This window comes from Curtobacterium sp. VKM Ac-2861 (assembly GCF_013204965.1).
GTDB lineage: Bacteria > Actinomycetota > Actinomycetes > Actinomycetales > Microbacteriaceae > Curtobacterium.
In genome coordinates, this window is record NZ_JABMLA010000003.1 from 214,052 (window position 1) to 226,520 (window position 12,469).

Below are 12,469 nucleotides of genomic sequence, written 5' to 3' on the forward strand. Positions count from 1 at the left end.
TCCCCCCGTTCGGGTGACACGCCGCTGCCTGGGAATCACCGGCCAATGACATTTCGGTCGCTCGGTAACGTCGCTCGCTGTTCCTGAGCCGGTCTCCACCGGCCCGAGCCGGTCCCTGCCGGCTCGTCACGATCCTCGAGGAGAGACATGGGCTCCGATCCCAGCCATACCCCGACCCGGCCGCACCGACGTCTGCGCGAGAGCGACGTCACCGTGGTCGACAAGAGCATGATGCGCCGCGCGGTGAGCGGCATGGTCGTCGGCAACACGATGGAGTGGTACGACGTCGGCGTCTACGGCTACCTGGCGGTCACGATGGGGAAGGTCTTCCTGCCGACCGCCGAGCCCGCCGTGCAGATCCTGTTCAGCCTCGGTGTCTTCGCTGCGACGTACATCGCCCGTCCGCTCGGCGGCATCGTCTTCGGCCGTCTCGGCGACCGCATCGGGCGCCAGAAGGTGCTCGCGACGACGCTCATCATGATGGCGGCGTCGACGTTCCTCATCGGAGCGCTGCCCGCCTACGCGACGATCGGGGTGTTCGCACCGATCGTGCTGGTCGTGCTGAAGCTGGCGCAGGGGTTCTCCACCGGCGGTGAGTACGCCGGTGCGACGACCTTCGTGACCGAGTACGCCCCGGACCGTCGCCGCGGGTTCTTCGCGAGCATCCTGGACTTCGGCAGCTACCTGGGCTTCGCGCTCGGAGCGACCGTGGTCTCGGTGCTGCAGATCACCCTCGGCGAGGACGCGATGGTCGCCTACGGCTGGCGCTTCCCGTTCCTGGCGGCCGGTGTGATCGGCGTCGTCGCGATCTGGTTCCGTCTGCGCATCGAGGAGTCGCCGGTGTTCCAGGCGACCCAGGCCGCGCAGGAGGCCGCGTCCGAGACCCGCGCGTCCTTCGACGGGGAGCGTCCCGCGAACGTGCTCGTGATGGTCCGAGACCACTGGCGGCCGATCGTCATCGCGATCATGCTCGTCGCGGCGTCGAACACCGTCGGGTACGCCCTGACCTCGTACATGCCGACCTACCTGACCGACTCGCTCGGGTACTCGCCGCTCGACGGCACACTGCTGACGATCCCGGTGCTCCTGCTCCTGGCGGTCATGCTCCCGCTCACCGGCAAGCTGTCCGACAAGCTCGGTCGACGCGTCGTGATGTGGATCGGTGCCGCGACGACCGTGGTGCTCGTCGTGCCGGCGTTCATGCTGATCGGGCACGGTGCGCAGTGGTCCACGCTGGCCGGACTCGGGCTGCTCGCACTGATGACCGCGCTGTGGGTGTCGAACCAGGCGGCGTCGCTGCCGGCGCTGTTCCCGACCTCGACGCGGTACGGCGGCATGGGCTTCGCCTACAACATCGCCATCGCGGTCTTCGGTGGGACCACGCCTCTGATCGTGCAGGCGCTGCTGACCGTGACCGGGGACGAACTCGCCCCGGCGTACTTCTTGATGGCGATGAGCGTGGTCGGTGCGATCGGCGTCTTCTGCATGAAGGAGTCCTCGCGCCGTCCGCTGCCGGGTTCGATGCCGGCGGTGGAGACCGAGGCCGAGGCGAAGGAACTCGTGCTCACGCAGGACACGAACCCGAACCTGGACCTGGGGGACCTGCCGTTCGCCGCGCAGGACGCCGCCGCCCGGGCCGCGGGCGAGGCCGCCGACGCCGAGGCCGTGCCGGCGCGCTGACGCCGGGGGCGCTCGCGGGTCGCTCGACTCGGAACGACGAGGTCGATGTCGTACGACATCGACCTCGTCGTTCGTTGCACGCGCGGGCTGTTGCACGGGGGCGGGAACGACATCGTGGTCGTCGCACGACGTCGCGGATGTCGTTCGGAGTCGGAGCAGTCGCGCTCGCGCCTCACTCGTGCCGGTGCTCCGACGCCGGGTCCACCGCCGGCCACACGGGGAACGGGTCCGCCCACCCGCGCCACAGATCCGGCCCGGCCAGCAGCTCCGGCGGCGTGAGCAGCGCCCCGTCGAGGGCACGTTCGATCGCCCGCACGTCGAGCCGCTCGCCGACGAACCACAGCGCCTGCCCGATCGGGGCGTCGGCGTCCCACGACGGGTTCGCGGTGGGGTCGAGCGCGAGCATCGCCCCGAAGCTCGACCACGAGCCGACGTGGTCCGGGCGTGATGCCAGCCGGAAGAACCCCTTCGAGCGGAGCACCCGGCCCGAGGCCCCGGCGGCCAGGTCCCGCTCGATCACGGTGGCCAGTCGCCCGGGGTGGAACGGCAACGGCTCCCGGTAGCGCATCGCGACCAGGTCGTCGCGGGCGTCCCGGCCGGTGTCGGCTCCGCTCGACAGGGCGCGCATCCACCCGGCGCCCGAGGCCAGGACCCGAGCGGCTCCGCCGTTCGATGCGGGCAGGTCGCGCGCGGTCCGGAGTGCGGGCAGCGCCACGATCACGGCCTGCGGCGCGAGCCGGTGGAGCAGTGCGACCAGTGCGCGACGGCGGCGCAGGGACAGTGGCGCGAGACGGTCGAGCGCGATGACGGTCGCGTACTCGACGAGGGACGCCACCCGGTCGGCGGCCACGAATGCGTCGTCGACGTCGGACCACAGCAGGTGGGCGACGTCGTCGGCGCGCAGTACCCCGACCACGTGCCGGAGCACCCGGTCGTCACCGGTCTCGCTCCGGGCGGCGTTCGCGAGCATCATGCCCACGGCACGGGCGTCGGAGCCGGGCTGCAGCGTGACGACGAGGCCGTGGTCGGCGTCGGGGCCGCAGGCGCGGTCGAGGTGGTCAGCCCGCTCGGCGACCGCGCGGGCCGCTGCGAACGCACTCCCGTCGACGTGCATCCGGTGCCCCGTGGCGATCCGGGCGGCGACGCGGTCGGCGTCGACCTCGTGGAGGGCGGTGACGAGGGTGATGGCAGCAGCACGCATGTCGAGTACCCTACCTGAAAACCGTTCTCAACAAGAGAGCGCCGACGGAGGAGAACCATGAAGGTCCGCAACTCGCTCAAGGCACTGAAGAAGATCCCCGGCTCGCAGGTCGTCCGTCGCCGCGGCCGGGTCTACGTCATCAACAAGCAGAACCCCCGCTGGAACACCCGCCAGGGCTGACGTCGGCGGTGGTCCGTAGGGTGGATCCATGCGACTGCTGCTCATCCGCCACGGCCAGACCCCCGCGAACGTGAACGGTGTCCTCGACGCCGTGGTGCCCGGACCCGGCCTGACCGAGCTCGGCCAGCAGCAGGCGGATGCCCTGCCGGCAGCCCTGGCCGACCGGGGGATCGAGCGGCTCTTCGCCTCCACCATGGTCCGGACGCAGATCACCGCGGCACCCCTGGCGGCGTCGCTCGGGCTCGAGCCCGTCGTGCTGCCCGGTCTGCGTGAGATCGAGGCCGGGGACACCCAGGGCAAGAGCGACAAGGTGTCCGTGCAGCTGTACATCTCGACGGTGCACGGCTGGTCCGGCGGGGACCGCACGACCCGGATGCCGGGGGCGGAGAGCGGGCTCGAGTTCTTCGAGCGGTACGACGACGCCGTGCGGCAGATCGAGGCCACCGGCGTCGGCGTGGCGGCGGCGGTGAGTCACGGTGCGGCGATCCGTACCTGGGCGAGCGCGGCCGCCGACAACACCCCGGACCACTTCGGCACCAAGCGCCACCTGGAGAACACCGGCATCGTCGAGCTCGAGGGGTCCTTCGCCGACGGCTGGCACCTGGTCGACTGGGAGGGCGAGCCGATCGGTGGTGACCAGCTCATCGACCGCACCGCGCTGGACCCGACCGGCGAGCGGTTCTGACGCGCGATCGCGACCGGGCGAACGGAACGAGACCAGACGAACGACGGGAGGCCCGGTACCAGCTGGTACCGGGCCTCCCGTCCGTTCGTGGTCGCGTCGACTACGCGAGCTGCGACGCCGACGCCTGTGCCGTTGCGGACGTCAGCGGCACGATCACGCGGTGCGCCTCGCGCAGCACGTCGAGCGTGCGCTGGACCTCGTCCGCGCGCTCCTCGGGCGTCCAGTCGAGCGCCCCGGCGAGCACGTCGGCCAGCTCGTCGAGCAGGTCGATCGTGACACCGCCGACGAACGCGAGGTTCGTGCGGCGCAGCACCACGTCGACCAGGTGGACGGCCTGCTCGTGCTCGGCGAAGTACGCGACCTCGGCGCGGGTGAGCGACGGGTCGGACTCGAGCGCCTCGACGGGGCCGTCGGTCAGGACGTCCACGACCTCGGCGGCACGGGTGCCGTAGCGCTCCAGCAGGCCTTCGACCAGGGACTCGTCCAGACCGTCACGGTGCGAGGTGATCCACAGGGCGCGCTGCGCGTCGGTGGTCGGGAACTCCTTGCCACCGCCGATCGCCATGCCGGTGGTGTCGACCTTGCGGGTCATCCCGAGCTTCGTGGTGGCCTCGGTCGACAGGTGCGCGGCGAGGGCGCGGAACGTCGTCCACTTGCCGCCGACGAGCGACAGCACGGTCGACTTCGGCAGCCCGGCGATCTGGGTGTCCACGATCCGGTAGTCACGCGAGACGAAGCCGGGGGCGGTGTCCTCGTGGCGGGGGAGCGGGCGGATGCCGGAGTAGCTGTAGACGATGTGGTCGCGGGTGACGTCGATCTGCGGGAACACGTGCTTCACGAGCCCGAAGAAGTAGTCGATCTCCTCGTCGGTGGTCGTGACCGGCTTCGAGGGGTCGGCGTCGATGTCGGTCGTGCCGATGAGGACCCGGCCCTTGAGCGGGTAGATGAGGACGATGCGTCCGTCGTCGTTCTCGAAGAACAGTTCACGGCCCTTGGTGGCCTCGAGCAGCTCGTCGTTCTGGACGACGATGTGGGAGCCCTTCGTGCCGCCCATGAACTTCGTCTCGCCGCCGAACGCCTCGTTCGTCAGGTCGGTCCAGGGGCCGGACGCGTTGATGACGACCTCGGCGGTGAACACGAACTCCTCGCCGGTCTCGCGGTCACGCAGCAGCACGCCGCCGTCGCGGGTGCCGGCGGCCTCGACGTAGTTCGTCGCGCGGGCGGTCGCGGCGGAGCCGGTCCCGGTGCCCGCGGCGATGCCGTCCTTGAGGACGTCGAGGGCCAGGCGCTCGGGCTCGTGCACGCTCGCGTCGTAGTAGGTGCCCGTGTACTTCAGGTCCTTGTTGAGGGCGGGCATGTCCTCGAGCGCGGCCTTCTTGGTGCGGAAGACGTGCTTCGGGACGGAGCCGCCGTCGCGCGAGAAGGAGTCGTAGATCGTCATGCCGATCTTGATGAGCATCGCGCCGCGCTCCTTGGTGGAGCGCTGCTTGTGCGTCAGCATGCGCAGCGGGGCGTTCATGATGCCGGAGAACGTCGAGAAGATCGGCATCGTGGTCTGCAGCGGCTTGACGTAGTGCGGGGCGATGCGGATGAGGCCGTTGCGCTCCTGGACGCTCTCGCGCACCAGGCGGAACTCGCCGTTCTCGAGGTAGCGGATGCCGCCGTGGATCATGTGGCTCGACGCGGCGGACGCACCGGAGGCGTAGTCGCCGCGCTCGACCAGGGCGACGTCGACGCCCTGCAGCGCGAGGTCGCGGAACGTGGCGATGCCGTTGATGCCGCCGCCGACGACGAGGACCTGCGCGTTCGGGCGCTCGGTGAGGGCGGTCACCGTGTTCCGGGGCTGTGTCTTCTTCGACATGGTTCGTCGCTTCCTTCGTCTGTTCTCGTGGTCAGGATCGATCGTGCGCCGGTTTGGGAGGTCGGGCAACTTGCGTGCACGAACGTGCAGCACACGTGTCGTGCGCTCCGATCCGGGGGCCGGGAGGCGCGACAGGGGTTGCAGAGGCCCTGCACGTCCGTGCATGGTTGCGTTCGACAGATCGGAGCACCATGAGCGATGCGGCTCAGCCCATGCGCACGCAGCAGGCGCTGCGCGCCGCCCACCTGTACTACCTGCAGGACCTGACGATGGACGCCATCGCGGACGAACTCGCGACCTCGCGGTCCTCGGTGTCGCGCCTGCTGAAGTACGCCAGGGACACCGGTCTCGTCGACATCCAGATCCGCTCACCCCTGGACCAGGCGGCCGCGCTGAGCCGCAGCATCCGCTCGCGGTTCGGGGTGCACGCGCACGTCGTCCCGGTGCCGGACCACACGAGCGACGTCGACCGGCTGGAGCGGGTCGCCCTGTCCGCCGCGCGGATCCTGACGCAGTACGTCGAGTCGAACATGGTGATCGGGATCTCGTGGGGCTCGACGGTGAGCGCGGTCAGCCGGTACCTCGTGCCGAAGACCACCCACGGCTCGACGATCGTGCAGATCAACGGCGCCGCGAACACACGGACCACGGGCATCGTCTACGCCTCGGAGATCCTGCGGCGGTTCGGCGAGGCGTACGGCGCGTTCGTGCAGCAGTTCCCGGTGCCCGCGTTCTTCGACGACCCCGCCACGAAGGAGGCGCTGTTCCGCGAGCGCTCGATCCGCCGTGTGCTCGACCTGCACGAGCGGATGGACCTGGTCGTGTTCGGTGTCGGCGCCCCGCAGGCCCCGGTGCCGTCGCACGTGTACTCCGGCGGCTACCTCGACCCCGCCGACCGCGACGAGCTCACGAAGGCCCAGGTCGTCGGGGACGTCTCGACGGTGTTCTACCGGGCCGACGGGTCGTGGCGGGACATCGGCGTGAACGCGCGCGCCGGCGGGCCGGACCTCGACACCATCAAGCGCGCTCCGCGTCGGGTCTGCGTCGTCGCGGGCCGGTCGAAGGCCGCGTCGTTGCGGGGTGCGCTGGCGTCCGGGCTCGTCACGGACCTGATCCTGGACGAGAGCGTCGGGCAGGCGATCCTGCAGCCCTGAGTCAGGATGTGACCCGGTTCTGTCGGGGGTGCGGGGTACGGTCTCGGCCATGGTGATCTCGATGGACCGACCGGGCGGCCGGTACTCCCGTCGCGTGGTCGGCACGGACGTCGACCAGGCGCTCGCCTTCTTCGGGCGCGACTACGACTTCCGGGCACCCGCGGTCCGGCGCACCCGCCCCACCGCGCACTGGGACTTCGCCGGCGTCGGCGACGACCGGATGTCGCTGCGGTCGTCGCGGTTCATGGTCGACCTGCGCAGCGAGAGCCAGGTCGACGACGAGTTCCTGGTGGCCTGGATGCGGAGTGGCTCCAGCCGGATCACCTGCGGCGGCGAGACCTGGGCGCTCGAAGCCGGCGTGCCCGTCGTGCTGCCGTTCGCCGAGCCGTACTCCCTGCACCACCGCGACATCGCGCTGAACCTCGTGCACCTGGACCGCGACTTCGTCCGGGCGATCGTCGGCGAGGACGACTTCGCCTTCGAGCCGATGCAGCGCCCGACGGCTGCGGGCACGGCTGCGTGGCAGGACGTGGTCCGGACGCACGCGTCGACGTGGCTCGACGTGGACCACGACCTCGACCCGATCGCGCAGCGCGACATCGCCGAGGCCTTCGCGACCGCTGCGATCCGTGCGTTCCCGCAGCGCGATCGCTGGCGCTCGACCGTGGCCGGCGGCGGTCCGGAGCACGGGCGCGTCCGCCGGGCGCTCGACTTCGTGCACGAGCACGCCCGCGAACCCATCGGCACACCCGAGATCGCCGCGGCGGCGGGACTCAGCCCGCGCGGGCTGCAGCAGTCCCTGCGACGGCACCTCGACCAGACGCCCGGCGACCTGCTGCGCGAGGTGCGGCTCGACGGTGCGCGGGCGGACCTGCTCGGGGGTGCGCGCGACGAGACCTCGGTCGCCGAGATCGCGCGGTCGTGGGGCTTCGGACACCTCGGGCGGTTCTCGGCGACGTACCGTGCCCGCTTCGGCGAGCTGCCGAGCGAGTCGCTCCGCACGCGCTGACCGTCTCGGGGCACCGAGCCGGGGAGTCCACCCGGCGGCGGTAGCGTGACGACATGGACACCGTCGTCACCGCGCTCCGCTCCGCACTGCAGGACCCCGACGGCACCGTCGTCCGGACCGAACCGGGCGTGCTCGACGCCGCGCGGACCGACAAGTCCGGCTGGATCGCACCCGGCGGTCCGGTCGCCGTCGTCGAGGCCCGCACCGTCGAACACGTGCAGGCGACGCTCCGGACCTGCTCGGCCCTGCGCGTCCCCGTCGTCCCGCGCGGCGCCGGCACCGGTCTGGCGGGTGGCGCGAACGGCACCGAGGGCACGGTGGTGCTCAGCGTCGCGCGGATGGACCGCATCGTCGAGGTGTCCGTCGAGGACGAGCTCGCCGTCGTCGAACCCGGGGTGCTCAACGGTGCGCTGAACGCCGCCGTCGCCGAGCACGGGCTGCGTTTCGCACCGGACCCTGCGAGCGCGGCGATCGCGAGCGTCGGCGGGAACATCGCCACGAACGCCGGTGGTCTGCGGTGCGTGAAGTACGGCGTCACGCGCGAGGCCGTGCTCGGACTCGACGTCGTGCTGGCGGACGGCCGGCTCGTGTCGACCGGCCACCGCACCGTCAAGGGGGTGACCGGCCTCGACCTCACGGCGTTGCTCGTCGGGTCCGAGGGCACGCTCGGCGTCATCGTCGGCGCGACGGTCCGACTCGTCCCGATCCCGGCGGGGGAGCCTGCGACCCTCGGGGCCGTCTACCCGACCGTGCAGCAGGCCGCCGCCGCGGCAGCGGCCGTGGTGGCGGGAGCGGATCGGCCGTCGACGGTCGAGCTGCTGGACGCCCTCGCCCTCGAGGGGATCGCGGCGTACCTGGGACCCGAGGTGATCCTCGAGACGGTGGGGAGCACCGCGGCGGGCGGGGTGTTCCTGCTCGTGGAGTTCGACGGCCCGGGCGCAACCGAGGCCGCGCTGGGAGCCGTGCCGCGCCTCCAGGCCGAGGGCGGAACCGTGCACCTGGCCGGGTCGGCGACGGAACGCGAGCGCCTGCTGACGATCCGCCGGTCCTTCCACGCCGCGATGGAGTCGCGAGGCCGGGTGCTCATCGAGGACGTCGCCGTGCCGCGCAGCCGGCTCGCCGAGATGTTCGCCCGCGTGGAGGAGATCGGTCGCGAACACGGTGTGCCGATCCCGACCGTGGCGCACGCCGGCGACGGCAACCTGCACCCGAACTTCGTCTTCGACGGCGACGAGGTGCCGGCTCATGTCTGGGACGCCGCCGACGCGATGTTCCGTGCCGCGATCGAGTTGGGAGGCACCCTGACCGGCGAGCACGGCGTGGGGGTGTTGAAGCGTCGGTGGATCGGTGACGAGCTCGGCGACGACGTGCTCGAGCTGCAGCGGGGGATCCGACGGGTGTTCGACCCGGCAGGCATCCTGAACCCGGGCAAGGTCTTCTGAGCGGCTGATCGCCGAATCTCATCGCACGGATGCGCCGTGCGTCGTCAGGATATTCGGCTGTAACGTCACCGCAACGAATCCGGCGCTGAATGGTGTGGACGAGAGCACCACCCACGAAGGAGTCTGCGATGCGCATCGGCGTCCCCACCGAGATCAAGAACAACGAGTACCGCGTGGCGGCCACCCCGGCGGGTGTCGCCGAACTGGCACTGCACGGCCACCAGGTCCTGGTGCAGGCCGGTGCCGGCACCGGATCGGCGTTCCCCGACGACGAGTACCGCACCGCGGGCGCCGAGATCGTCGACACCGCCGCCGAGGTCTGGGCGCGCGCCGAGCTGATCCTGAAGGTCAAGGAGCCGGTGGCGTCCGAGTACCCGCTCATCCGTCCGGGTCAGGTGCTCTTCACGTACCTGCACCTGGCGGCCGACCGCCCGCTGACCGATGCACTCATCGACTCCGGAGCCACCGCGATCGCCTACGAGACCGTGCAGCTGCCGGACCGCTCGCTGCCCCTGCTGTCGCCGATGTCCGAGGTCGCCGGGCGGCTGTCGGCCCAGGTCGGCGCCTACAACCTGATGCGCACGAACGGCGGACGCGGGCTGTTGCTCGGTGGGGTGCCCGGCACGCCGAAGGGTCGTGTCGTCGTGATCGGCGGTGGGGTCGCGGGCGAGCACGCGGCGACGATGGCGCTCGGCATGGGGGCCGACGTCACGGTCTTCGACATCAGCCTGCCCCGCCTGCGCGCGCTCGACGCCCGGTTCGACGGGCGGATCACCACGCTGCGGTCGTCGGCGCACGCCATCGCGGAAGCCCTGCGGGACGCCGACCTGGTGATCGGTTCCGTGCTCATCCCCGGGGCGTCCGCGCCGAAGCTCGTCACCGACGCCATGGTCGCGGACATGCGGCCGGGATCGGTACTCGTCGACATCGCGATCGACCAGGGCGGCTGCTTCGAGGGCTCGCACCCGACCACGCACGACGACCCGACGTTCGCGGTGCACGACACCGTGTACTACTGCGTGGCGAACATGCCCGGCGCCGTCCCGCGCACGAGCACGATCTCGCTGACGAACGCGACGCTGCCGTACGCCGTCGCGATCGCCGACCGCGGGTGGGAGGCCGCGCTGGCCGCCGACCCGTCGCTCGCCCTCGGCCTGAACGTGCACGCCGGCCAGGTCACGAACGAGGCCGTGGCGGCCGCGCACGGCCTCGTGGCGTCCGCGCGGTAGGCCCCGGCCGCCTGCGGGCCCGGCGCTGGCGCGCGTTGTTTCGCGCTCAGCGACAGTTCACGCAGCCTCGCGGCCGTGAACTGTCGCTGAGCGCGAATGTTGGCTAGGCCGTGCGCGCCGCCAGGCCACGCGCGCCGGACCAACCCGCACGCGCCCGCACGGCGACCGTCACCACGACGACCGCGGCGGCTGCGACCACCGCGGCCACAGCGGTCGGCGTCGACACCAGCGGACCGTCGAGCCGCGCGACCGCCACCCACGCCAGCCCCCAGGCCAGGGAGGTCATCGGTGCCAGGCGACCCCGACCCCACACCGCCAGCAGCAGCCCGACGAGCCCGGCCACCGCTGCGATGAGCACACCCCAGACGTCCTGCCCGAGTTCGAAGCCCCGGAAGCCCGCTGCCGTCAGCACCGCGGCCGTGTTCGCTGCCGTCGCGACGCACACCCACCCGAGGTAGAGGCCGAACGTGCCGTCGGTGACGATCGCCTCGACGACACCGGAGGGCTTCGTCCGCCGCAGGATCGTGAACGTCCAGACCAGCACCGCGAGCAGGGCCACGATGATCGGTTCGCTCGCCCACAGGAACCCGAACTGCACCGACAGGATCCACGCCGCGTTGAGCAGCAGCGACAGGATCGCCGGCACCGCCAGCTTCGCGTGCCGGTCATCGTCCGACGTGCGGAAGAGCTGGCGGATCGCGTAGGCGATGAGGCCGACGTAGACGACGCTCCAGATCGAGAACGCCGGGCCGTCCGGTGCGATGGCGGTCGACGACGCCGACAGTGCTCCGCCGGCAGCGTCCTGGATCGGTGTCCCGCCGGCGGCGCCGGACCCGACGAACGCTCCGACCACCGCCACGACGGCACTCACGGCGACTGCGATGCGCTTCCAGATCCTCTTCATGACCGTTCCCTTCGTCAGCATGCTGATGACCTGCACCGTAGGCGGGCGGTCTTGTCGGGCGCGCAGCGTGCGTTCAGCCTGTGGGGGACGGCGGACTGGAGGCCCGAAAGCCGGTCACCTGCGTACGGTGGTCGCGTGAGCGTCGAGATGAACACCGTGTACGTCGACCGGATCGCCCCGATGGCGAGTCCGTCGCTGGACGACACCTTCCGGATGCTCGACGAGCAGGGCGCGAGCGCGTGCATCGTGCTGTACCAACCGGACGCGCAGGAGCTCGGCGACGTCGCGGTCGCCCTCGGCCTGCACGAGCTCGCGGTCGAGGACTCCGCCGAGGGGCACCAGCGACCGAAGCTCGAGCGGTACGGCTCGACGCTCTTCGTGGTCCTCAAGCCCGCGCTCTACAACGACGGGCAGGAAGAGGTGGCGTTCGGCGAGGTGCACGCCTTCGTCGGAGAGGACTTCTTCCTCGTCGTGGTGAAGGCCGACCCGCGCGGCAAGCCGACCGTCCCGCGAGCGCTGCAGCGGATGAGCGGCAAGCCCGGCCTGGTGACGGTCGGACCGCAGGCGCAGCTCTGGGCGCTGATGGACACGATCGTCGACGGCTACGTGCCGGTGATCGACGGGCTGGAAGAGGACATCAACCAGATCGAGGACCAGCTGTTCGCGGGCGAGGCCGGGGTCTCGCGGCGCATCTACGAACTGTTCGGCGAGGTCGTCGACTTCCAGCGTGCGGCCCGCCCACTCATCCACATCATCGAGAACCTGCACCGCGGCGCCGAGAAGTACCACCTGCCGATCGAGATGCAGCGCCGGTTCCGCGACGTCCTCGACCACGCCATCCGCACGGTGGAGCGGCTGGACACGTTCCGGCAGCTGCTGCAGAACGCCCTGACGGTCGACTCGACGCTCGCGGCGCAGAAGCAGAACGACGACACGAAGCGGATCTCCGGCTGGGCGGCGATCCTGTTCGCCCCGACGCTCATCGCCGCCATCTACGGCATGAACTTCACGCACATGCCCGAGCTGACGTGGACCTGGGGCTACCCGCTGTCGATCGTGGGGATGATCCTGTTCGCCGCGATCCTGTGGGTCGTGTTCAAGGTCAAGCGCTGGTTCTGAGGAAG

General features: G+C 71.1%; 11 protein-coding genes. 8 read left to right on the forward strand and 3 right to left on the reverse strand.

The window, feature by feature from the left end:
- Positions 1-147 precede the first annotated feature (147 nt).
- A complete protein-coding gene (locus HQQ88_RS08985) occupies positions 148-1,680 on the forward strand; it encodes an MFS transporter (protein WP_159573218.1) in 1,533 nt (510 codons plus the stop codon).
- Between the two features lie 172 nt (positions 1,681-1,852).
- Here the strand turns inward: HQQ88_RS08985 and HQQ88_RS08990 are convergent, their stop codons facing one another.
- On the reverse strand, positions 1,853-2,881 hold the full coding sequence (locus HQQ88_RS08990) for a GTP-binding protein (RefSeq protein WP_173169255.1): 1,029 nt from the start codon (positions 2,879-2,881) through the stop codon (positions 1,853-1,855).
- 57 nt (positions 2,882-2,938) lie between these two features.
- Here HQQ88_RS08990 and ykgO point away from each other — a divergent pair, with 57 nt between their 5' ends.
- Both ykgO and HQQ88_RS09000 read left to right on the forward strand, forming a co-directional pair.
- Positions 2,939-3,061: a type B 50S ribosomal protein L36 gene (ykgO, locus tag HQQ88_RS08995; protein WP_022905672.1), complete on the forward strand. Its 123-nt coding sequence runs from the start codon at positions 2,939-2,941 to the stop codon at positions 3,059-3,061.
- A 28-nt stretch (positions 3,062-3,089) separates the two neighbouring features.
- The gene (locus HQQ88_RS09000; protein ID WP_173169256.1) at positions 3,090-3,746 is read left to right on the forward strand and encodes a histidine phosphatase family protein; all 657 of its coding nucleotides are present in this window, start codon (positions 3,090-3,092) and stop codon (positions 3,744-3,746) included.
- Positions 3,747-3,846: 100 nt separating this feature from the next.
- On the opposite strand, the gene HQQ88_RS09005 is transcribed toward HQQ88_RS09000, so the two are convergent.
- Positions 3,847-5,607, reverse strand: a complete 1,761-nt coding sequence (locus tag HQQ88_RS09005) for a glycerol-3-phosphate dehydrogenase/oxidase (RefSeq protein ID WP_131845778.1) — start codon at positions 5,605-5,607, stop codon at positions 3,847-3,849.
- Positions 5,608-5,798: 191 nt separating this feature from the next.
- Between HQQ88_RS09005 and HQQ88_RS09010 the strand changes: the two genes are divergently transcribed.
- The 4 genes from HQQ88_RS09010 to ald all read left to right on the forward strand — a co-directional run bounded on the left by HQQ88_RS09010 (position 5,799) and on the right by ald (position 10,441).
- Complete coding sequence (locus HQQ88_RS09010) at positions 5,799-6,761, forward strand: sugar-binding transcriptional regulator (protein WP_165901120.1); 963 nt, start codon at positions 5,799-5,801, stop codon at positions 6,759-6,761.
- 49 nt (positions 6,762-6,810) lie between these two features.
- Positions 6,811-7,770, forward strand: coding sequence for an AraC family transcriptional regulator (locus tag HQQ88_RS09015; protein ID WP_131921818.1), 960 nt, complete (start codon positions 6,811-6,813; stop codon positions 7,768-7,770).
- Between the two features lie 53 nt (positions 7,771-7,823).
- Complete coding sequence (locus HQQ88_RS09020; RefSeq protein WP_173169257.1) at positions 7,824-9,212, forward strand: FAD-linked oxidase C-terminal domain-containing protein; 1,389 nt, start codon at positions 7,824-7,826, stop codon at positions 9,210-9,212.
- Positions 9,213-9,340: 128 nt separating this feature from the next.
- The gene (ald, locus tag HQQ88_RS09025) at positions 9,341-10,441 is read left to right on the forward strand and encodes an alanine dehydrogenase (protein ID WP_131879428.1); all 1,101 of its coding nucleotides are present in this window, start codon (positions 9,341-9,343) and stop codon (positions 10,439-10,441) included.
- A 103-nt stretch (positions 10,442-10,544) separates the two neighbouring features.
- On the opposite strand, the gene HQQ88_RS09030 is transcribed toward ald, so the two are convergent.
- Positions 10,545-11,345: a tryptophan-rich sensory protein gene (locus HQQ88_RS09030; RefSeq protein WP_173169258.1), complete on the reverse strand. Its 801-nt coding sequence runs from the start codon at positions 11,343-11,345 to the stop codon at positions 10,545-10,547.
- A gap of 135 nt (positions 11,346-11,480) precedes the next feature.
- Between HQQ88_RS09030 and HQQ88_RS09035 the strand changes: the two genes are divergently transcribed.
- A complete protein-coding gene (locus tag HQQ88_RS09035; protein ID WP_240347381.1) occupies positions 11,481-12,464 on the forward strand; it encodes a magnesium and cobalt transport protein CorA in 984 nt (327 codons plus the stop codon).
- Positions 12,465-12,469 lie beyond the last annotated feature (5 nt).